Origin of the sequence: Longivirga aurantiaca (assembly GCF_042660085.1) — a bacterium.
Classification (GTDB): Bacteria; Actinomycetota; Actinomycetes; order S36-B12; family CAIYMF01; genus Longivirga; species Longivirga aurantiaca.
The window spans coordinates 2,275,912-2,296,074 of the sequence record NZ_JBHSTI010000008.1; the positions used below are offsets into that span (position 1 = coordinate 2,275,912).

The window sequence follows — 20,163 nt, forward strand, 5'->3', positions numbered from 1 at the left end:
GGCGCAGTGCGCCGGCCGGTCCGACGCGATCCGGGCCATCCTGCCCGAGCAGGACCGTCAGGGCGTGGCGCTCATCGTGGTCGGTGGCGGCGGATCGGGCACCGAGCCCATCGGCTCCAGGAGCAGCGCGACGACGCATGCCGCGAGGATCGGTGGCACGACCACGCGCGCCAGATCACGATCGACATTCATGTGAGCAACCCCCGTTGGCGGCCGTGGGAGGATGGCCTCTCACCGTCATCATCGGCAGATGGCGCGCGGCCCTGTTGCCGTGCACGGTCGGTATCTGGTCCAGAACGCCGGTTCAGGATCTGCTGCGACTCCCGACGTTCATCCCGACGTCAGCCCGGGTACACCTGCGTCGGGCCAGATGGGTCAGCCGGGCGACGCCGCGTCGCACGTGAGGGAGTGACGATGCAGGCGAGCGCTGCCACCGACCGCCCACGGGTGGTGATCGTCGACGTGCACGCGTCCGACTCGTTCCGCGAGTTCGCCGCAGCGCTGCGACGCCGTGGCGTCGACGTCATGCACGTCCGCCCCGCCTACCAGGGGCGGGGACGGTCGGTGAAGCGCGCGATCGACCGCCTCGCCGGGCCGATCGTCCCGCTGCACGGGCCGATCACCGGGGACGACCCGGCGACCGTCGCCCTGCGCCGGGAGATGCTGTCGGCGCCGACCGTGGACCTGCACGCGATCGAACCCGTCCTCGCAGACCTGGCGACGACTCCCGAGTGGCAGGCCAACCACGCTCTCCGCAGGCTGCGCCCCGGCGTCGAGCTCGGCGACGTCCTCGACAAGTGGGAGGTCGGACAGCTGGCCGTGGCCGCAGGCGTGCGGATCCCCGAGGCGAGCACCGACCTGACGACCGACCGGTTCCCCGTGGTCGTGAAGGGCCGCCTGGGCGCCGGCGGGATCTGGGTCCGGGTCGTGAACGACGCGGACGAGCTGCGGGCTGCCGTCGCCGACCTCGGAGGCGACGCGGCCGGCCTCTACCTCGAGCGCTACCACCACACCGAGACCGGCCTCGGAACCGCCGGCGTGGCCCGCGACGGCGAGGTGCTGGTCTGCGGGGCGTTCGAGCGGCAGCCCAGCCCCGACGAGCCGCTCGCGCCCGCGGTCGCGATCAGGGCCTACCGCCACACTGCGGCGATCGAGGCGAGCGAGCGGCTCATTGGCGCTCTCGGCTACACGGGCATCTTCTGCCTCAACTTCGTCCCCGACGACGACGGCAGCCCGCTGCTGATCGACGTCAACCTGCGGGCGTTCGGGGCCTGGGTGACGCTCGACGAGCTGGGAGTCCCGATCCTCGACACCTACCTCGAGCTGATCGGTGCCGGCGCCGCTGCGCCCCCGATGAGGCTCGACGAGCAGCGCTGGGCACCCGTCGCGCGGATCGGCACCGGGGCGAACGGAACGCTGGGCACGGTGTGGAGGGTGACCCGCGGCACCGGTGCGCTCGTGTGGCGCCGCCGACGCACGCTCGGATGGGGCTGGATGACCGGTACCGAGGTGCGCGTCGTGCAGACCGGGCTGACGGGCGCCGTCGGCGTCCTGCGAGGTCGGCGCCGTCGCTGACCGCGAACGGGCCGGGACGCGTCAGCCGACGCGGCGAGCGCCCATCGCGTCGCCCGCGAGGCGGGCGACGAGCAGCCGCAGCGTCTCGGAGTCGACTCCGCGGTCGAGCAGCCAGTGCGCAGCGCCCCCGCGCGAGCGCAGGTGCGCCAGGAAGATCCGCATCGCCTCCTCGTTCGGCTGCTGCGCGGGCCAGTCGGGAGTCGCGAGGTGGGCGTACGCCGGGCGCGATCCGAGCCGCATCAGCACGGGCACGAGCCTCTGCTCGGTCAGGAGGTAGTCCTGCACCACCGCGTCGTCGTCCGCCCCGGCCAGCTTCAGCAGCAGGGCGCTCACGACGCCGGTGCGGTCCTTGCCCACGGCGCAGTGGACGTAGAGCGCGGAGCGAGACCAGGCGGTGCGGGCCAGGGCGTCCGCGAGACGGAAGCCGCCGTTGTCGAGGTAGGCGGCGTAGCGCGCCGCGATCGGCTCCGCGTCGTGCACCCGGCCGATGGGGTCGGCGGCCACCTGCGCCCGCGCCAGGGGGACGGCCTCGTGCAGGACGTCGCTGCGCTGGTAGGCGCCGGCGAGCAGGCCGTCGCCGTCGAGCTCGCGCTCGTCCGGCTCGCGCAGGTCGAGCACGTGCCGAACGCCGAGGGACCGCAGCTGCTCGATGCCGTCCGCCGTCAGGTGCACGACCGTCTCGCCGCGCAGGACCACGCCGAAGGAGGTCGCGCCCCCGTCCTTGAGCGGCACACCGCCCAGGTCGCGTGCGTTGTGCAGCCCGTCGACGTCCACCCATCGGTTCGTCATGCCCCCACGGTCGCCCTCGCGCCTCTGCCGCCGCGGACGTGCGTGCGAACGGGAGGCGAACGTCCGGCGTACTCCTGGGTGACACGCCGAGGGCCGGCACCGGGAGCGGATCCGGTGCCGGCCCTCGGGCCGATCAGGTGCTGACTACTTGGTGACCGTGAGGAGCACCGCGTGGGCGACCTCGGTGCCGCCGACCTTGACCCGCAGGAAGCCCTGCTTGAAGCCGGCCGGCGCCGCCTTCGCGGCGGTCGCCGTGACGGTGAACGTCGCCGACGCGCCTGCAGCCAGGGTGACCGACGAGGCGCTGACCGCGTAGGTGACGCCCGCAGGCTGGTCCGAGACCGACAGCGCGAAGGTCTTCGACGAACCGGTCGTGTTGGTGATCGTCATCGTCGTGGACCGTGCCTGGCCGCTGCCGGCGGGGATCCCGCCGAACGCGGCGCTGACCGGCCCGAGGACGGCCGGAGCGTCGACCGCGGCATCGAGGTTCTCGAGGCCCGCGCCCACGACGAGCACGTCGTTGGTGACGGTCGCGGTCTTGTAGTCCTTCAGGACGCCCTGCGTCGCCGTGTTCACGATGGCGGAGCGGACCTGCTCGGCCGACCAGGTCGGGTGCTGACCGCGGACGACCGCCGCCGAGCCCGCCAGGTGCGGCGACGCCATCGAGGTGCCGCTGAAGAACGCGAAGCAACCCGTGGCGTCCTCGCAGTCGGCCATGGGGATCGACGACAGGACGTTGACGCCCGGGGCGACGACGTCGGGCTTGGCGCGCAGGCTCACGTCGACCGGGCCCTGGCTGGAGAAGCCCGCCATGACGTTCGCGTTCGACGTCAGCTGGTAGCCCAGCTGGGCACCGATCGTGGCGGCCTTGCCGTCGAGCGCCAGGAGCGCGGCGCCGTACGAGCCGCCCACCATGTACGCCGGGATGGTCGGCTCCGGCGTCGTGCCGTCCGCGGCCATGGCGGTCGGGTCGCCCGCGACGTTGTTGACGACGATCACCGCGACGGCACCGGCGTTCTGCGCGCTCCGGACCTTGGTGGTGAAGGTGCATGCACCTCGCGACACGACGGCGATCTTGCCGGTGAGGCTGCCCGCGGGCAGTGCGGCGCAGGCGTCGCTGAAGCCGTTGGTGGTGCCCGTGACCACACCGAGCGGAGCGCCGAGATCAGCCGCAACCGTCGGGAAGTCGCCTGCAGCGACGAGGAACGGCTGCGCCGCGGTGGCGACCGTCAGGGTCGCGCCGACGAAGTGCGGGACGGCGCTCGCGCCTGCAGTGAGCGCGCGCTCGGCGGAGCCGGGCGAGCCCAGGGTGAACGGGCCGGGGCCCTCGTTGCCCGCCGACACCGCGACCACCATGTTCGCGCGGTCGAGGTTGTCGACGGCGATGGTGAGGAGGTCCTGGATGCCGTGGGCGTCGCCGCCGAGGCTCATGTTCGCGACGTCCATGCCGTCGGCGTAGGCGGCCTCGAGCGCGTTGAGGATGTCCTCCGAGCGCGCGCTCTCGACGTCGCCGGGGAAGACGTTGTAGTTGCCGAGGAGCGCCGCCGGGGCGACGCCCGACATCTTGTACGGCACCGCGACGCCGTCGACCGTGACCGGCGTCTGGTAGTTGCAGGCAACCGTGCCGGCGACGTGGGTGCCGTGGTCGCCGACGCCCTGCGCGTCGAAGCCGTTCTGGTTGAGCTTCATGTTGAAGACGCGAGCGACGATGACCTTGTTGTTCGTGTACTTCTTGTCGCCGAGCTGGGTCTGGCCCGGGTAGCCGGCGTCGCTGAAGCACGGGTGGGTCTGGTCGATGCCGGAGTCGACGATGGCGACCTTGACGTTGCGACCCGCCCCGGCCGCCCCGTTGGTGCCCCAGCCCGCCGTCGCGTTGATGAGCGCGAGGTCCGGGTCGGCGATCGACGCCGCGGTCGGGTAGTAGACACCCTCGTACTGAGCCTGCGCGACCATCGACGTCGCCGAGATCTGCTTGAGGCTCGCGCCGTTGAGCTTGACGGCCACGGCGTTGAGGGCGATGTCGAACTCACCCGTGACCGAGGCGCCGGGGACGTTGGTGCGCAGCCAGGCCTTGTAGTCGTTGCGCGCCTTGGACAGCAGGGCGCGGTACGCCTTCGTCGTCGAGTTGTTGAAGTCGATCTTCTTGCCCTTGGCCGGCTTGGTCTTGGCCGCCGTGGCCAGCGGGGCCATGGTCAGCTGGACGATCGCGCGGCTGGTGTCCACCGTCGTCTTCGACGCGGTGGCGTCGTTCAACGGTGTCGCCCCGGCCGGCAGCGTGGCCGCCAGCGGAGCGACAGTCAGCGCGACGACGAGCGCGGACGCTGCGGTGGCAGCGGCGGCGGCACGTCGTGCGGTGGTGGTCGTACGGAGCATCGAGATCTCCTCGTCGACAGGTGAGAACGGTGCGGGCCGGGAGGGCATCCGCCTCGTGGTGACGCGCAGACCATATGTGCAGGAATCGTCGCCACGCGCTTCCGTGACCGGAACTTCTCCTGCGGTAACCCGGTCGAGGGAACGAGGGCACGCATCGTGCGACGTCGGTCACTCCTCGTGTCTGGATGCACGCGGTGCGAGGGCGCCTCGCCTCCCATCGCCCGGCCCTCCCAGGTGGAGGGATCCGCATATGCGGGGAGAACGTGGGTCGTCTGTCCGCGATTTCGTCCTACGCCTCAGCATCCGGTCAGAGGTGCGGCGAACCCGCCCTACGCCCCCGTTGACGGGGGTACTTTCCGCGGCACGGGGCGACGGCTGTCCGGGACGTCGCGCGCCCTCGCCACTCCAACCCCAGGGAGATCATCGATGACCCACATCGGAGTCACCGTGGACGGGATCCTGCGGCACGGTGACGTGGAGCCTCGACGGCTCCTCGTGCACTGGCTGCGCGAGGACCTCGGCCTCGTCGGCACACCGGTCGGATGCGACACCTCGAACTGCGGTGCCTGCACCGTCCTGATCGACGGACGCAGCGCCAAGTCGTGCAGCGTGCTCGCCGTCCAGGTGGACGGCCAGAGCGTCACCACGATCCAGGGCCTCGCCGACGGCGACGAGTGGCACCCGGTGCAGAAGGCGTTCAAGGAGTGCCACGCCCTCCAGTGCGGCTTCTGCACCCCCGGCATGGTCCTGGCCTCGGTCGACCTGCTCTCGGAGAACCCGGACCCGAGCGAGGACGAGATCCGGGCCGGCCTCGAGGGCAACCTCTGCCGCTGCACCGGCTATCACAACATCGTGAAGGCGGTCGCGACCGCTGCGGCCGAGATGAAGGGGGCGTCGGCATGACCGAGACCGTCGAGCGCACGGACGGCCCTGCGATCGGTCGTTCCGACCGGCGCAAGGAGGACGCCCGGCTCCTGACCGGCCGCACCAACTGGACCGACAACATCCAGCTGCCCGGCACGCTGCACATGGCCACGCTGCGCAGCTCGGTCGCGCACGCGAGGATCACCCGGATCGACACCAGCGCCGCCACGGCGGCAGAGGGCGTCTTCGCCGTCTACACGGGCGCGGACTTCCCCGACCTCCTCGGCACCACCTGCGTGTGGCCGGTCACCGACGACATCAACACCGCGACGATGCCGGCGATCTGCTCGGACACGGTCAACTTCGCGGGCGACGTCGTCGCCGTCGTCCTCGCCACCGAGCAGTCGCTCGCGGTCGACGCGCTCGACCTCATCGACGTCGACTACGAGCCGCTGCCGGCAGTGGTCGACATGGAGAGCGCCCTCGCGTCCGGCTCCCCGAACGTCCACGAGGACTTCGGCACGAACCAGTGCTTCACCATGAACGTGCCCTGGGGCGACTACGCCGCGGCGAAGGCCAAGGCCGACGTCGTCGTCAGCCGCCGGTTCATCAACCAGCGCCTCATCCCGAACCCGATGGAGCCTCGCTCGGTCGTCGCTGCGCCGATGGGGATGAGCGACGAGATCACCATCTGGTCCTCGACCCAGATCCCCCACGTGCTTCGGGTCCTGCTGGCGCTGCTGACGGGCATCCCGGAGAACAACATCCGCGTCGTCGCACCCGACGTCGGCGGCGGCTTCGGCGCCAAGCTGCAGATCAACCGCGAGGAGGTGCTGTCGATCGTCCTGGCCAAGAAGCTGGGTCGCCCGGTCAAGTGGACCGAAGGTCGCAGCGAGCACTTCGTGTCGACGCACCACGGCCGCGACCAGATCCAGGACATCGAGATCGCCGCGACCAGCGACGGCACCATCCTGGGGCTGAAGGTCGACCTCAAGGCCGACATGGGCGCCTACCTGCAGATCATCACGCCCGGCACGCCGCTCCTCGGCATGTTCATGTACTCGGGCATCTACAAGATGGACGCGCTCGACTTCACCTGCACCGGCGTCTACACCAACAAGACGCCGACCGACGCCTACCGCGGCGCCGGACGCCCGGAGGCGACGTACGCCATCGAGCGCATCGTCGACGAGCTCGCGAACGAGCTCGGCATGGAGCCGCTCGAGCTGCGCAAGAAGAACTGGATCAAGCACGAGGAGTTCCCCTACACGCAGATCGCGGGCCTCACGTACGACACGGGCAACTACGAGGCCGCGACCGCGCGCGCGGTGGAGCTCTTCGGGTACGACGAGCTCCGCGCCGAGCAGGCCGCACGCCGCGCGAGCGGCGACAAGGTTCAGCTCGGCATCGGCATCTCGACGTTCACCGAGATGTGCGGCCTCGCGCCGTCCCGCACCCTGGGCGCGCTCAAGTACGCCGCAGGCGGATGGGAGCACTGCACGATCCGTGTGACGCCGACCGGCAAGGTGGAGCTCGTCACCGGCACGTCGCCGCACGGGCAGGGCCACGAGACTGCGTGGAGCCAGATCGCCAGCGACATCATCGGCATCCCTGTCGAGGACATCGAGGTCGTGCACGGCGACACCGGCAGGGCGCCGTACGGCATGGACACGTACGGCTCGCGCTCGCTGGCCGTCGGTGGCCAGGCCATCAAGGCGGCTGGCGAGAGGGTCGTGGAGAAGGCACGGGTCATGGCCGCGCACCAGCTCGAGGTGAGCCCGGACGACATCGAGTTCAGCAACGGCACGTTCTCGGTGAAGGGCGACCCTGAGAAGAGCACGACCATCCAGGCCGTCGCGTGGGCCGCGTTCGCGGCGCACAACATCCCCGACGGCATGGAGCCGATGCTGTCCGGCGAGTCGACCGTCGACCCGCAGGACTTCTCCTACCCCCACGGCACGCACCTCGCGGCCATGGAGGTCGACACGGAGACCGGCATGGTCACGCTGCGCAAGTACGTCGCCGTCGACGACTGCGGCGTGCAGATCAACCCGCTCATCGTCGAGGGCCAGGTGCACGGCGGACTCGCCCAGGGCATCGCCCAGGCGATGTACGAGGGTGCCCTCTACGACGCTGACGGCAACCTGCTGACCGGGTCGATGGGCGACTACCTCCTTCCGAGCGCGGCCGACCTGCCGTCGTTCATCACCGATCGGACGATCACTCCGTCCACGACACATCCCTTGGGGACCAAGGGGATCGGCGAGGCCGGCGCGATCGCGTCGACCCCGGCGATCATCAACGGCGTGGTCGACGCGCTGCGCCCCCTCGGCGTCAACGACGTCTTCATGCCCGCCAGCCCGCAGAACGTGTGGCGCGCCATCCAGGCGGCGCAGAACGGAGGTGCCGCATGATCCCCTCGGCGTTCGACTACGTGAAGGCGTCCACGGTCGACGAGGCCGTCGCGGCTCTCGCCGAGGCAGGCGAGGACGCGAAGGTGCTCGGCGGCGGCCAGTCGCTGCTGCCGGTGCTGCGCCTGCGTCTCAACGCACCGACCGTGCTCGTCGATGTCAGCGGCGTCGGCGAGATGCGGAGCATCTCGGACGAGGGCGGCTCGCTGCTCATCGGTGCGGCGGTCACGACGTACGAGGTCCTGCACGACGCGGCGGTCAACGCCTCGGTGCCCCTGCTGTCGCAGACCGCGGGGCTCGTGGCCGACCCGGCCATCCGTCACCGCGGGACCTTCGGCGGCTCGTGCACCCACGCCGACCCGGCAGGCGACCTGCCCACGGTGGCGCGGGCGCTCGACGCCGAGTTCGTGATCGCGGGGCCGGGCGGCCGTCGCACGGTGGCGGCGGCGGACTTCTTCGTCGACTACTTCACCACGGCCGTGGGACCGGACGAGGTCCTCGTGGCCGTCCGCGTGCCGAAGCTCGACGGGTGGGGCAGCCACTACGAGAAGTTCCACCGCACCGCGCAGGCGTGGGCCATCGTCGGTGTCGCAGCGGCGGTGAAGGTCGAGGGCGGCAGCATCACCGGCGCCCGCGTCGCGCTCACCAACGTCGGACCGACGCCGGTGCGCGCTGCCTCGGTCGAGGCGGCCCTCATCGGAGGCCCTGCCACCGTCGAGGCGATCACTGCCGCCGCGCAGAGCGCGGCCGACGGCACGTCGCCCACCAGCGACACCCACGCCGCGGCCGACTTCCGCACCCACCTGGCGAAGGTCCTCACGGGCCGAGCCGTCGCCAAGGCCGCGGGCCTCTAGCGCTCCACCAGCCCCAGCAGAACGGCCCCCGTCGCACGACGGGGGCCGTTCTGCTGTTCCTCGAGGGTCGGTCAGGCGGGGTAGACGTCGAGCTCGGTGGCCTTGGCCGAGAGCCACAGCTCGGTGCCGCGCGTGAGCCGGAGGTCGGCCACCGCCCCCGGTGTGACGTCGACGATGACCGTCGGGGCGCCGCTGACGGTGACGCGGACGCGGTCGCCGATGGGCTCGACGCCGTCGACGACACCGCGCCACACGTTGCGCGCGCTGCCCTCCGGCTCGGCGGCGTGCAGGCTGATCGCGCTGGGTCGTACGGCGACCAGCACGTGGCCGTGGTGATCGGCGTCGTCCGCCACGTGCAGCGCGCCGCCGCCGTCCAGGGCGACCTCCCCGCCCGCGGCCGTGCCGGGCAGCAGGTTGATGCCGAGCAGCCGTGCGACGTAGCGCGTCGCCGGGCGCCTGGCCACCTCCCACGGCTCCCCCTGCTGCGTGACCGAGCCGCCCTCCAGCACCACGATCCGGTCCGCCAGGACGAGGGCGTCGAGCGGGTCGTGCGTGACCAGCAGCGTGGGACCCCCGACGTCGGTCAGGTGCTCGCGCAACCAGGAGCGGACGTCGAGCCGCGTGCCGGCGTCGAGCGCCGCGAGCGGTTCGTCGAGCAGCATCGCCACCGGGTCGGCCGCGAGCGCACGACCGAGCGCCACCCGCTGTGCCTGCCCGCCCGACAGCGTCGCCGGCTTGCGGTGCGCGAGGTCGTCGAGCCCGAGCCTCGTCACCCACACCCCCGCGCGCCGCCGGGATTCGGCCTTGGACACGCCGGACGAGCGCAGCCCGAAGGCGAGGTTGTCGAGCACCGAGAGGTGAGGGAAGAGCCGATAATCCTGGAACACCAGGCCGATCCGGCGCTCCCCCGGTGCGACGAGCACGTCGGCCGCGGGATGGTCCACGACCACGGTGCCGAGCGACAGCCGCCCGCCGGTCATCGGCGTGAGCCCGGCGACCGCGCGCAGCAGGGTCGACTTCCCGGCACCGTTCGGGCCGAGCACCGCCACCACCTCGCCGGCAGCCACCTCGATCTCGACGTCGAGGCGGAAGGCCCCCTGCTCGACGACGACCTGGCCCGACAGCCCGCTCATGCCGATGCCCCGGTCCCCAGCCACCGGTCGCGGAGCCCCACGAGCACGAGCACCGAGACCGCGAGCAGCACGAGGCTCAGCACGACCGCCTCGGAAGGGTCGCCCTCGAGACCGGTGTAGACGGCGAGCGGCAGCGTCTGCGTCACGCCCTCGAGGTTGCCGGCGAAGGTGATGGTCGCTCCGAACTCGCCCAGTGCGCGGGCGAAGGTCAGCACCGCACCCGCGACGAGCGACGGCGCCACGAGCGGCACGGTGACCCGGCGGAACACCTCGACGCGGCTCGCGCCCAGGGTGACCGCAGCCTCCTCGAGCTTCCCGTCCAGGCCGCGCAGCGCCCCCTCGACCGTGATGACGAGGAACGGCATGGCCACGAACACCTGCGCAACGACCACCCCCGGCGTGGTGAACGGCAGCGTGATCCCGGTGAGTGCTTCGAGCGGCTGACCGACGATGCCCCGGCGCCCGAACGCCAGGAGCAGTGCGATGCCGCCCACGACGGGCGGGAGCACGAGCGGCACCGTGACGAGCGCGCGCAGGAAGCGGCGGCCCGGGACTGTCGAGCGCGCGAGCAGCCAGGCCAGCGGTACGCCGAGCAGCACGGCCACGACGGTCGAGGCCAGCCCGGTCACGAGCGAGAGCCGCAGCGCCGCCAGCGACGTCGGCGAGGTGAGCACCTCCCAGAACCGGCTCCAGGGCGCGCGGACGAGCAGCCCGAGCAGGGGCAGCGCGAGGAACAGGATGGCGAGCCCGGCGGGCACGAGGACGGGCCAGGGGGGTGCGGTCGCCGACCGCCCGCGGCGGGCGGTCACGGGGCGCCGAACCCGGCGTCGGCGAGCACCTTCTGCGCCTCGGGGCCCAGCAGGTATGCCGCGAACGCCTGTGCTGTCACGGGATTCGCGCTGCCCGACATCGCGGCGATCGGGTAGCTCGTCGTCACGTTCTGGTCGACGGGGATGTCGATGCCGACGACGGCGCTGCCCGCGGCCTTCACGTCGGTCACGTAGACGATGCCTGCGTCGACCTCGCCGAGCTGCACCTTGGAGAGCACCGACTTCACGTCGACCTCGCGCGTCACGGGCGTCACCGTGAGGTTGTTCTGCTCGAAGAGCTTGTCGGCCGCGATGCCGCACGGCACGTCGGCCGCGCACACGGCGACCTTCACCGCGGGGTCGGCGAGGTCCGCCAGCGAGGTGACTGTCGTGATCGGGTCGGCCGGGGCAGCGATGGCCATCGTGTTGACGGCGAACACCGTCGAGCCGGGCGCGAGCCCGGCGTCGACCACGGTGTCCATCGTCTTCTGGCTCGCGCTGGCGAACACGTCGGCAGGCGCCTTCTCGGCGATCTGGGTCGCGAGTCCGCTGCTCGGCCCGAAGCTGAACGTGATCGTCGTTCCCGGGTTCGCCGCCTCGAACTGCTCGCCGATCGTCACGAACGCCTCCTTCAGCGAGGCTGCGGCGAACACGGTGATCGGTCCTGTCACGCCGGTCGCCGAGCCGGACGGCGCTTCTCCAGCAGCGGTCGAGCCGCATCCGGCCACAGCGAGCGTCGCGGCTGCGAGGGCTACGAGCAGGCGCGTGCGCACGGTGCGCCCTTCGTCGTCCGCGGGGTGCGCATCAGCGGTGGTCGGGGATCTCGATGCCGACGTTGGTGGACTTCACGGTGGCGACCGCGAGGACTCCGGGCTCGAGACCGAGCTCGTCGGCGGCCTCGCGGCTCATGAGCGACACCATCCGGTGCGGGCCCACCTGCAGCTCGACCTGCGCCATCACCGTGTCGCGCACGACGCGGGTGACGATGCCCGTCAGCCGGTTGCGGGCCGAGGCGCTCACCACCGGGCTCTCGAGCGCGGGATCGTCGACCGCCCGCTCGGCCATGAACCGCGCCACCTCGGTGCCGTCCACCACGGCACGTCCGACGTCGTCGGTCGCCGTGGCGAGGCGCCCCGAGTCGGCCCAGCGCCGCACCGTGTCGTCGCTGACGTGCAGGAGGCTCGCCACTTCGCTGATCCGCAGCTTCGTCATGCGGGCGAGGGTACGGCTCAGATGCGGATCACGCATCCATTTCTGGTCCGCACGTGCGGATTGTGACCCGTCATGCTTCCGCAGGTCACGCAGGCCGCTCGTCGAGGTCCTCGCCCGACGCGACGTCGCCCACCTCCACGAGGGCGACGTCGTGCGCCGCGAGGTAGGCCCGTGCACCGCGGTCGCCGTCGGCCGCGTCGCGCACGCCCGGCCAGTGCCCCCGCCCGAGCAGCACCGGGTGCCCCCGCTCGCCGGCGTACGCCGCCTGGGCGAGATCGGAGCCGCTGTCGACGAGCCGTCGCACGGCCTCGGGGCTGAGCCCCGGGAGGTCGACGAGGGTGACCACGACCCGATCGGCCTCGGTGCCCACCAGCGTGTCCAGGCCGAGCCGCAGCGACGAGCCCATGCCGCTCGCCCAGTCGGCGTTCACGACCGTGATGTCGGCGTCGTCCACGCGGCCCACCCAGGCACCGAGCACGACGACGACGGGCTCGCACTCGGCGTCGCGCAGCAGATGCACCGCACGGTCGACCAGCCGCTCGCCGTCCAGCACGTACGGCGCCTTCGGACCGCCGAAGCGCCGTCCCTCACCGGCAGCGAGCACGAGCCCCGCGGTGCTCCCGCTCAACGCGGAGCGCCGGCGTGGATCGGCCCGTCGGACTGCGCCAGATTCTTGCCTGAGCCGCCCCAGCGGTGCTGCACGATCTCGGCGGCGATCGAGATCGCTGTCTCCTCAGGGGTTCTCGCGCCGAGGTCCAGGCCGATCGGCGACTGGATCCGGGCGATCTCAGCGTCGGTGAGCCCGGCCTCCTTCAACCGGATCGTGCGGTCCTCGTGGGTGCGGCGCGACCCCATCGCCCCGATGTAGGCGGCGCGGGTGGCGACGGCCTCCTTCAGCGCCGGCACGTCGAACTTCGGGTCGTGCGTCAGCACGCAGATCACCGCGCGGGAGTCGACCTGCTGCGAGGCCAGCCAGCGGTGCGGCCAGTCCACGACGACCTCGTCGGCGTCCGGGAACCGCTTCCTGGTCGCGAACACCTCGCGCGCGTCGACGATCGTGACGTGGAAGCCCAGCAGCTTGCCCGCCCTGCTCAGTGCCGCGGAGAAGTCGACCGCGCCGAAGATCGCCATCCGCGGCGCCGGCGCGAACGACGCCACGAACACCTCCAGGCCCTCGCCGAGCCGCTCGCCCTCGGGGCCGTACCTCAGGAACCCCGTCGAGCCGGACTCGAGCATCCCGAGCACGTCGGATCCCACGGTGTCGTCCAGGCGCGAGGTGCCGAGCGATCCTTCGATCCCGTTCTCCCGCACCACGATGTGGCGCCCCACGTGATCGGGACCCTTCACCACCGTGGCGACCGCGACGTGCTCGCCCGCGTCGATCGACGCCGCGATACCGGGCAGCTCCGGCCAGGTCTGCTCGTCGACCTTCTCGACGAACACCTCCAGGATCCCGCCGCAGGTGAGCCCGACCGTGAACGCGTCACCGTCGCTGATGCCATACGTCTCGTAGCGCGCGACGCCGTCCTCGAGCACCTCGGTGCCCAGGGTGTAGAGCGCGCCCTCGACGCAGCCGCCGCTCACCGAGCCGACCGCCTCGCCTGCGGCGGTCACGAGCATCGACGCACCGGCAGGACGCGGCGCCGAACGCCACGTGCGGACCACGGTGGCCATCGCCACCGGCTCGCCGCGATCGACGGCGGCCATCAGTGCGGGCAGGACCTCGCGCACGGCATCTCCTCGGGGTGTCCCACTGGGGTGAGGGCACGACGGACCCGGCCGGACGCAGCGCGCGTGCCCGTCGTCGTCCATGATGACCCGCATGGCAAGAGTCCTGCTCGCCGACGTCGTGACCGAGCCCATCCACGTGCGCGACGTGGCCGCCCTCGTGGCCGGGCCCGAGGCCGGCGCCGTCGTCACCTTCTCCGGCGACGTCCGCGACCACGACCACGGCAGGTCGGTCGCGACGCTCACCTACGAGGGCCACCCGACCGCCGCCTCGGTGCTCGCCGAGTGCGCCGCCGAGATCGCCGCCAGGCACCCCGTGGTCGCCGTCGCGGCCCTGCACCGCGTCGGGCCCATCGCCATCGGTGAGGCGGCGCTGGTCGCCGCGGTCAGCAGCGCCCATCGCGCCGAGGCGTTCGCCGCCTGCGCCGAGCTCGTCGACGTCATCAAGGAGCGCCTGCCCGTGTGGAAGCACCAGGTCTTCACCGACGGCACCGACGAATGGGTCAACTGCGCCTGATCCCCCCGACCCGGTCGGGAGGCGGCGGCCCGCCATCCCCCGCCATGAAGGCCGGCGTCGTTGAGCTCTGAGCAACGAAGCCCCCCATCGTCAACCTGGCGAGGTGACGGTGGGGCTGGTTTCGTCAGGTTCCGAACGACACTCCCCGGAGTGATGCATCCAGGGCGCCGCACGCCTACCGTCGAGGTGGGAGGTGAGGGCGATGGCGCTCGGACCGTTGGGGTCGCTCGCTGCCTCGGCGCGCGCCACGCTCGCGCGGCACGACGCGCCGCACCCGACCCCGACCCACCCCCGGACCGTCTTCGTGCTGTCCGGCGGAGCCGCGCTCGGTGCGGCCCAGGCGGGCATGGCCCGCGTGCTGCTCGACGCCGGCGTGGTGCCGGACGCCATCGTCGGCGTCTCCGCGGGCGCCATCAACGGCGCGCACATCGCGTTCCACCCGCACTCGGACGGCGGGGAGCGCCTGGAAGACCTCTGGCGGGCCCTCTCCACGACCGGTGTCATCGGCGGCCGCCGCAGCTGGGCCTGGAACGTCGTGCGCGGACGGTCCGGCGCGTTCCCGGCCGAGGGGCTGCGCGCCGCCCTCGAGGAGGCTGTCGGCGACCGCACCGACATCGGGGGCTCCGACATCGAGCTCTACATCGGCACCACGCACCTCGCGACGGGCCACCCGGTGTTCCACCGCCGGGGGCCGCTCGTCGACGTCCTGCTCGCGTCGTCCGCGCTGCCCGGGCTGTTCCCCGCCGTGCACCTCGACGACCCGGACGGCGAGCATGCCGGCCTGCACGTGGACGGCGCGGTCACGGCGATGCTGCCGCTGCAGTACGCGCTCGAGCTCGATCCGGGGCACGTGTGGGTGCTCGATGTGTCCGGCGCCGTCCGCGCCACCGCGGCATACCACCCGGGCAGTCTCGACCTCGTGTCGACCGGCTTCGCCCTCGCCCTCGGCCGGCAGGTGGGCCTCGGCGACTCCGGCCACGACCCGCGCGTGAGCACGATCAGCCTCCGGATGCGCCCCGCGGAGAAGCTCCGCAGCGTCCTGGACTTCGACCACACCGAGGCCCTCATCGAGGCCGGGCGGCACGAGGCCGAGGAGTCGCTCGCGCACGCGTTCGCCCGGCGTCCCGACCTCATCCCGGGCCGACCCGAGTCCGCCTGACGTTCCGCCCGCAGATCCGCACCTGCGGGTCCTCGTGGGAGATGCAGCCGCTTCTGCCCCAGTCAGGTCTGGGCAACCTCAGGACCTGCACCGTCAGGGTGCGGGGATGCCGACCCCGTCCTACCCTCAGCCCACCGCGTGACCGCCGTCACAGACCCGTGCTCGTCAGCGCCTTCCCAGGAGTGTTCGTGGAGCTTCAGAACTCGTTCGTCGTACCCGCCGATATGGACACCGCCTGGAAGACGCTGCAGGACGTCGAGTTCCTCGCCCCCTGCGTCCCCGGCGCGACGCTCACCAAGAGCGACGGCGAGAACTTCGAGGGCAACGTCAAGGTCAAGCTCGGCCCGGTCTCGATGACGTACGGCGGCACCGCGCGGTTCGTCAGCCGCGACGAGGCGACCCACACCGCCGTGATCGAGGGCACGGGCAAGGAGACCAAGGGCACCGGCACCGCCAAGGGGCTCGTCACCGCCGTGCTCGTCGCCGAGGCGCCGGACCGCACCCGCTGCGACGTCGTCAGCGAGCTGACCATCACCGGCAAGGCCGCGCAGTTCGGCCGCGGCGTCATGCAGGACGTCGCCGGCCGCATCATCGACCAGTTCTCGGCCAACCTCGCCGCGCAGATGACCGCTGCCGGCGCCGGTGCCGTCGCGGCGGCTGCCGCTGCGGACGGCGGCGGCACCGAGGCGGCCGCTGCTGCCCCGCGCGCAACCACTCCTCCCCCGCGTCCTGCCTCGGAGGAGGCCATCGACCTGCTCGGCACTGCGGGCGCGCCGGTGCTCAAGCGGGCCATCCCCATCGTGATCGGCGCCGTTGTGGTCATCGGCCTGATCATCTGGCTCGTCAAGAAGTAGCGTGCGCCGAAGGCCGGCCTCCCCTTGCCCGAGGCTGCCCTCCCGTACGTGACGAACGGCTCGGCCAACGTCAGGAATCGCAGCACGAACCCATCCGGCACGACCCCCAGTGAGGTGGCGGAATGCAGACCCCAGCCCCCGTCGACTACGCGAAGGCCACCTCGGTGGCCCATGCGATCGAGCTGCTCGAGCAGTTCGGTGAGGACGCCCGGCCGGTAGCAGGCGGACACAGCCTGCTGCCGATGATGAAGCTGCGGCTCGCAGCGCCGGAGGCACTCGTCGACCTCAACGACATCCCGGAGCTCACGGGCATCCGGATCGAGGGTGACGAGATCGTGGTGGGGGCCATGACCCGGCACCGCGACATCCTCGCCTCGGCGATCCTCGCCGAGCACTACCCGATCTTCCGCGAGGCCGAGCACCTCATCGCCGACCCGGTCGTGCGCAACCGCGGCACCATCGGCGGCTCCGCGTGCCAGGCCGACCCGGCCGCGGACCTGTCGGCCGTCGGCTCGGCGCTGCGCGGCACCGCCGTCGTGCAGGGCTCCGGCGGCCGGCGCACCGTGCCGCTGCGCGAGTTCCACGAGGGCCCGTACGACACCGTCATCCAGCCTGGCGAGGTGCTCGTCGAGCTCCGCTACCCGATCCGTCCGGGCGCGGGCAGCGCGTACGAGAAGGTCGAGCGCCGCGCAGGCGACTGGGGCGTCGCCACCGCGGGCGTGTTCGTCGTCGTACGCGACGGCGTCGTGACCGACTGCGGCATCGGCAACGCGGCCGTGGGCGCCGAGCACTACTGCTCGCCCGCCGCCGAGGCTGCGCTCATCGGTCAGCCGGCCACGGAGGAGAGCTTCGCCGCCGCCGCCAAGGTCGTCGGCGAGACCTGCGAGCCGTACGCCGACCAGCGGGGACCGGTCGACTACAAGCGCCACCTCGCCACCGAGCTGACCCTCCGCGCGCTGCGCCGCGCCGCCCGAGCCTCCCAGGGAGCATGACCATGCAGGTGACGATCACCGTCAACGGCGTCGAGCAGACGCGTGACATCGAGCCGCGCATGCTGCTCGTGCACTTCATCCGCGACGAGCTGCAGATGCGCGGCACCCACTGGGGCTGCGACACCTCCAACTGCGGCGCCTGCACCCTGTGGATCGACGACGAGCCCGTCAAGAGCTGCACGCAGCTCGCGGTGATGGCCGACGGCAAGTCGATCACCACGGTCGAGGGCCTCGCCAAGGGCGGCGAGCTCGACCCGATCCAGAAGGGCTTCATGGAGTGCCACGGCCTCCAGTGCGGCTACTGCACCCCCGGGATGATGATGGTCGGGCGCGCGCTGCTCGACGAGAACCCGCACCCGACCGAGGCCGAGATCCGCGAGGGCATCAGCGGCAACATCTGCCGCTGCACCGGCTACAAGAACATCGTCGCGGCGATCCAGTGGGCCGCCGAGAACCCCGCCACGACCGACGCCGAGGTGACCGCATGACCGCGCTCGAGGACGCCCCCGTCCCCCTGTCCGCCGCCGGCAACCCCATCGGCTTCGGCCGCATGCACCGCAAGGAGGACGTCCGCTTCCTCCGCGGCGAGGGCAACTACGTCGACGACGTGCAGCTGCCCGGGATGCTCTACGGCGCGATCCTGCGCAGCCCCTACGCGCACGCGAGGATCAACGGCATCGACACCTCGGCCGCCGAGGCGCTGCCGGGCGTGAAGGCCGTCATCACCGGCGCGGTGCTCGAGACCCTCGGTCTCGCGTGGATGCCGACGCTGTCGTACGACACCCAGGCCGTGCTGGCCACCGACAAGGTGCGCTTCCAGGGCCAGGAGGTCGCGTTCGTCGTCGCGGAGTCGAAGTACATCGCCCGCGACGCCCTCGAGCTCATCGACGTCGACTACGAGCCGCTGCCCGCGGTCGCCGACGCCAAGAAGGCCCTCGACGCGGATGCCCCCGTCATCCGCGACGACAAGGAGGGCAAGACCGACAACCACATCTACGACTGGGAGGCGGGCAACAAGGAGGAGACCGACGCCGCCTTCGCCAACGCGGAGGTCGTCGTCACCGAGGACATCCTCTACCCGCGTGTGCACCCGGCCCCGATGGAGACGTGCGGCTCGGTCGCGCACATGGACCCGACCACGGGCAAGCTCAAGCTCTGGACGACGACGCAGGCGCCGCACGCGCACCGCACGGTCTACGCGCTCGTCGCCGGCCTTCCTGAGCAGAACATCCAGGTGATCAGCCCCGACATCGGCGGCGGCTTCGGCAACAAGGTGCCGATCTACCCCGGCTACGTGTGCTCGATCGTGGGCTCCATCGTCACCGGCAAGCCGGTGAAGTGGATGGAGGACCGCGCCGAGAACCTCATGTCGACCGGTTTCGCCCGCGACTACCACATGAAGGTGTCGATCGCCTCGACCCGCGAGGGCAAGATCCAGGCCGTCAAGGTCGACGTCCTCGCCGACCACGGCGCGTTCAACGGCGTGGCCCAGCCCACGAAGTACCCCGCCGGCTTCTTCCACATCTTCACCGGCTCGTACGACTACCCCGCCGCCTACTGCAACGTGACGGCGGTCTACACCAACAAGGCGCCGGGCGGCGTCGCCTACGCCTGCTCGTTCCGCATCACCGAGGCCGTCTACGCGATCGAGCGCATCGTCGACTGCCTCGCGGCCGAGCTGAAGATGGACTCGGCCGAGCTGCGCCTGAAGAACCTGCTGCGCCCCGAGCAGTTCCCCTACACCACGCCCACGGGCTGGGAGTACGACTCGGGCGACTACGAGAAGACCATGCGCGTCGCGATGGACATGGCCGGCTACGACCAGCTCCGCGCGGAGCAGGCCGAGAAGCGCGCCCGCGGCGAGTACATGGGCATCGGCATCTCGTTCTTCACCGAGGGTGTCGGCGCGGGCCCGCGCAAGCACATGGACATCCTCGGCCTGGGCATGGCGGACGGCTGCGACCTGCGGGTGCACCCGACCGGCAAGGCCCAGGTGCGCCTGTCGGTGCAGTCGCAGGGCCAGGGCCACGAGACGACGTTCGCGCAGATCGTCGCCCACGAGCTCGGCATCCCGCCGGAGGACATCGAGGTCATCCACGGCGACACCGACAACACGCCGTTCGGGCTCGGCACGTACGGGTCCCGTTCGACGCCGGTGTCGGGTGCGGCCGCCGCCCTCGTCGCGCGCAAGGTGCGCGACAAGGCGCGCCTCATCGCCGCCGCGGCGCTCGAGTGCGCGCCCGACGACCTCGAGTGGGAGCTCGGCCGCTGGTACGTGAAGGGCGACCCCGAGCGCGGCCGGACGATCCAGGAGATCGCGATGGACGCCCACGGGGCGCTCGAGCTGCCCGAGGGCGTCGAGGGGCACCTCGACGCGCAGGTGGTCTACAACCCGCCGAACCTCACCTACCCGTACGGCTGCTACATCTGCGTCGTCGACGTGGACCCGGGCACCGGCCAGGTCAAGGTGCGCCGGTTCATCGCGGTCGACGACTGCGGCCCTCGCATCAACCCGATGATCGTCGAGGGGCAGGTGCACGGCGGTCTCGCCGACGGCATCGGCATGGCCCTGATGGAGCTCATCGCGTTCGACGACGACGGCAACAACCTCGGTGGCTCGTTCATGGACTACCTGCTCCCGACCGCGATGGAGTGCCCGGACTGGGAGCTCGGCGAGACCGTGACCCCGTCCCCGCACCACCCCATCGGCGCGAAGGGCGTGGGCGAGTCCGCCACCGTCGGCTCGCCCGCCGCGGTCGTCAACGCCGTCATCGACGCCATCTCGCCGTTCGGCGTGCGCCACGCGGACATGCCGCTGACGCCCGCGAACGTCTGGCGCGCGATCCAGGGCAGCCCTGTCCGTACCGACATGGCTGTCGACTAGGAGCACCAC

At 71.8% G+C, this 20,163-nt stretch carries 19 protein-coding genes; 10 read left to right on the top strand and 9 right to left on the bottom strand.

Translation table 11 applies throughout. The features are described 5' to 3' along the window. Positions 1-57: 57 nt before the first annotated feature. Positions 58-192, bottom strand: coding sequence for a hypothetical protein (locus ACFQGU_RS14810; protein ID WP_386767970.1), 135 nt, complete (start codon positions 190-192; stop codon positions 58-60). Between the two features lie 222 nt (positions 193-414). Between ACFQGU_RS14810 and ACFQGU_RS14815 the strand changes: the two genes are divergently transcribed. Next, positions 415-1,575, top strand: coding sequence for a hypothetical protein (locus ACFQGU_RS14815; protein WP_386767972.1), 1,161 nt, complete (start codon positions 415-417; stop codon positions 1,573-1,575). Between the two features lie 21 nt (positions 1,576-1,596). Here the strand turns inward: ACFQGU_RS14815 and ACFQGU_RS14820 are convergent, their stop codons facing one another. Together ACFQGU_RS14820 and ACFQGU_RS14825 are read right to left on the bottom strand one after the other, a co-directional pair. Further along, positions 1,597-2,364 (bottom strand): tyrosine-protein phosphatase, encoded by a 768-nt coding sequence (locus ACFQGU_RS14820; protein ID WP_386767974.1) that lies wholly within the window; start codon positions 2,362-2,364, stop codon positions 1,597-1,599. A gap of 144 nt (positions 2,365-2,508) precedes the next feature. Further along, the gene (locus tag ACFQGU_RS14825; RefSeq protein ID WP_386767976.1) at positions 2,509-4,737 is read right to left on the bottom strand and encodes a S8 family serine peptidase; all 2,229 of its coding nucleotides are present in this window, start codon (positions 4,735-4,737) and stop codon (positions 2,509-2,511) included. A gap of 426 nt (positions 4,738-5,163) precedes the next feature. Here ACFQGU_RS14825 and ACFQGU_RS14830 point away from each other — a divergent pair, with 426 nt between their 5' ends. From ACFQGU_RS14830 to ACFQGU_RS14840, 3 genes are read left to right on the top strand one after another with little or no spacing between them, the layout of a single operon-like run. Beyond that, a complete protein-coding gene (locus ACFQGU_RS14830; RefSeq protein ID WP_386767978.1) occupies positions 5,164-5,640 on the top strand; it encodes a (2Fe-2S)-binding protein in 477 nt (158 codons plus the stop codon). Further along, on the top strand, positions 5,637-8,015 hold the full coding sequence (locus ACFQGU_RS14835) for a xanthine dehydrogenase family protein molybdopterin-binding subunit (RefSeq protein WP_386767980.1): 2,379 nt from the start codon (positions 5,637-5,639) through the stop codon (positions 8,013-8,015). Before ACFQGU_RS14830 ends, ACFQGU_RS14835 begins: the two co-directional genes overlap by 4 nt. After that, positions 8,012-8,866 (top strand): FAD binding domain-containing protein, encoded by an 855-nt coding sequence (locus ACFQGU_RS14840; protein WP_386767982.1) that lies wholly within the window; start codon positions 8,012-8,014, stop codon positions 8,864-8,866. The genes ACFQGU_RS14835 and ACFQGU_RS14840 overlap by 4 nt, the downstream gene beginning before the upstream one ends. Positions 8,867-8,937: 71 nt before the next feature. Here ACFQGU_RS14840 and ACFQGU_RS14845 read toward each other — a convergent pair whose 3' ends face one another. The 6 genes from ACFQGU_RS14845 to ACFQGU_RS14870 all read right to left on the bottom strand — a co-directional run bounded on the left by ACFQGU_RS14845 (position 8,938) and on the right by ACFQGU_RS14870 (position 13,751). Beyond that, a complete protein-coding gene (locus ACFQGU_RS14845; protein ID WP_386767984.1) occupies positions 8,938-9,999 on the bottom strand; it encodes an ABC transporter ATP-binding protein in 1,062 nt (353 codons plus the stop codon). Beyond that, the gene (locus ACFQGU_RS14850) at positions 9,996-10,865 is read right to left on the bottom strand and encodes an ABC transporter permease (RefSeq protein WP_386768309.1); all 870 of its coding nucleotides are present in this window, start codon (positions 10,863-10,865) and stop codon (positions 9,996-9,998) included. Before ACFQGU_RS14850 ends, ACFQGU_RS14845 begins: the two co-directional genes overlap by 4 nt. Next, positions 10,805-11,581 carry a molybdate ABC transporter substrate-binding protein gene (gene modA, locus ACFQGU_RS14855; protein ID WP_386767986.1) on the bottom strand — a complete coding sequence of 259 codons (777 nt, stop codon included), beginning with the start codon at positions 11,579-11,581 and terminating at the stop codon, positions 10,805-10,807. Before modA ends, ACFQGU_RS14850 begins: the two co-directional genes overlap by 61 nt. Positions 11,582-11,612: 31 nt before the next feature. Beyond that, positions 11,613-12,020, bottom strand: a complete 408-nt coding sequence (locus tag ACFQGU_RS14860) for a TOBE domain-containing protein (RefSeq protein WP_386767988.1) — start codon at positions 12,018-12,020, stop codon at positions 11,613-11,615. Positions 12,021-12,105: 85 nt separating this feature from the next. Then, a complete protein-coding gene (locus tag ACFQGU_RS14865) occupies positions 12,106-12,648 on the bottom strand; it encodes a nucleotidyltransferase family protein (protein ID WP_386767990.1) in 543 nt (180 codons plus the stop codon). After that, on the bottom strand, positions 12,645-13,751 hold the full coding sequence (locus ACFQGU_RS14870; RefSeq protein ID WP_386767992.1) for an XdhC family protein: 1,107 nt from the start codon (positions 13,749-13,751) through the stop codon (positions 12,645-12,647). Before ACFQGU_RS14870 ends, ACFQGU_RS14865 begins: the two co-directional genes overlap by 4 nt. Positions 13,752-13,842: 91 nt before the next feature. Between ACFQGU_RS14870 and ACFQGU_RS14875 the strand changes: the two genes are divergently transcribed. The 6 genes from ACFQGU_RS14875 (at position 13,843) to ACFQGU_RS14900 (ending at position 20,154) form a co-directional block, all read left to right on the top strand. After that, the gene (locus ACFQGU_RS14875) at positions 13,843-14,265 is read left to right on the top strand and encodes a molybdenum cofactor biosynthesis protein MoaE (protein ID WP_386767994.1); all 423 of its coding nucleotides are present in this window, start codon (positions 13,843-13,845) and stop codon (positions 14,263-14,265) included. Positions 14,266-14,467: 202 nt separating this feature from the next. Beyond that, positions 14,468-15,424, top strand: a complete 957-nt coding sequence (locus ACFQGU_RS14880; RefSeq protein ID WP_386767996.1) for a patatin-like phospholipase family protein — start codon at positions 14,468-14,470, stop codon at positions 15,422-15,424. 188 nt (positions 15,425-15,612) lie between these two features. Next, entirely contained in the window at positions 15,613-16,278 is a 666-nt protein-coding gene (locus ACFQGU_RS14885; protein WP_386767998.1) for an SRPBCC family protein, read from the top strand. A 122-nt stretch (positions 16,279-16,400) separates the two neighbouring features. Then, complete coding sequence (locus tag ACFQGU_RS14890) at positions 16,401-17,270, top strand: FAD binding domain-containing protein (protein ID WP_386768000.1); 870 nt, start codon at positions 16,401-16,403, stop codon at positions 17,268-17,270. A 2-nt stretch (positions 17,271-17,272) separates the two neighbouring features. Next, on the top strand, positions 17,273-17,758 hold the full coding sequence (locus ACFQGU_RS14895; protein ID WP_386768311.1) for a (2Fe-2S)-binding protein: 486 nt from the start codon (positions 17,273-17,275) through the stop codon (positions 17,756-17,758). Further along, a complete protein-coding gene (locus ACFQGU_RS14900) occupies positions 17,755-20,154 on the top strand; it encodes an aerobic carbon-monoxide dehydrogenase large subunit (protein WP_386768002.1) in 2,400 nt (799 codons plus the stop codon). Before ACFQGU_RS14895 ends, ACFQGU_RS14900 begins: the two co-directional genes overlap by 4 nt. Positions 20,155-20,163 lie beyond the last annotated feature (9 nt).

Excerpts from the sequence above, each read along its gene's own strand:
- ACFQGU_RS14810 (WP_386767970.1), bottom strand. The coding sequence starts at position 192 with ATGAATGTCGATCGTGATCTGGCGCGCGTGGTCGTGCCACCGATCCTC.
- ACFQGU_RS14815 (WP_386767972.1), top strand. The coding sequence starts at position 415 with ATGCAGGCGAGCGCTGCCACCGACCGCCCACGGGTGGTGATCGTCGAC.
- ACFQGU_RS14820 (WP_386767974.1), bottom strand. The coding sequence starts at position 2,364 with ATGACGAACCGATGGGTGGACGTCGACGGGCTGCACAACGCACGCGAC.
- ACFQGU_RS14825 (WP_386767976.1), bottom strand. The coding sequence starts at position 4,737 with ATGCTCCGTACGACCACCACCGCACGACGTGCCGCCGCCGCTGCCACC.
- ACFQGU_RS14830 (WP_386767978.1), top strand. The coding sequence starts at position 5,164 with ATGACCCACATCGGAGTCACCGTGGACGGGATCCTGCGGCACGGTGAC.
- ACFQGU_RS14835 (WP_386767980.1), top strand. The coding sequence starts at position 5,637 with ATGACCGAGACCGTCGAGCGCACGGACGGCCCTGCGATCGGTCGTTCC.
- ACFQGU_RS14840 (WP_386767982.1), top strand. The coding sequence starts at position 8,012 with ATGATCCCCTCGGCGTTCGACTACGTGAAGGCGTCCACGGTCGACGAG.
- ACFQGU_RS14845 (WP_386767984.1), bottom strand. The coding sequence starts at position 9,999 with ATGAGCGGGCTGTCGGGCCAGGTCGTCGTCGAGCAGGGGGCCTTCCGC.
- ACFQGU_RS14860 (WP_386767988.1), bottom strand. The coding sequence starts at position 12,020 with ATGACGAAGCTGCGGATCAGCGAAGTGGCGAGCCTCCTGCACGTCAGC.
- ACFQGU_RS14875 (WP_386767994.1), top strand. The coding sequence starts at position 13,843 with ATGGCAAGAGTCCTGCTCGCCGACGTCGTGACCGAGCCCATCCACGTG.
- ACFQGU_RS14880 (WP_386767996.1), top strand. The coding sequence starts at position 14,468 with ATGGCGCTCGGACCGTTGGGGTCGCTCGCTGCCTCGGCGCGCGCCACG.
- ACFQGU_RS14890 (WP_386768000.1), top strand. The coding sequence starts at position 16,401 with ATGCAGACCCCAGCCCCCGTCGACTACGCGAAGGCCACCTCGGTGGCC.
- ACFQGU_RS14895 (WP_386768311.1), top strand. The coding sequence starts at position 17,273 with ATGCAGGTGACGATCACCGTCAACGGCGTCGAGCAGACGCGTGACATC.
- ACFQGU_RS14900 (WP_386768002.1), top strand. The coding sequence starts at position 17,755 with ATGACCGCGCTCGAGGACGCCCCCGTCCCCCTGTCCGCCGCCGGCAAC.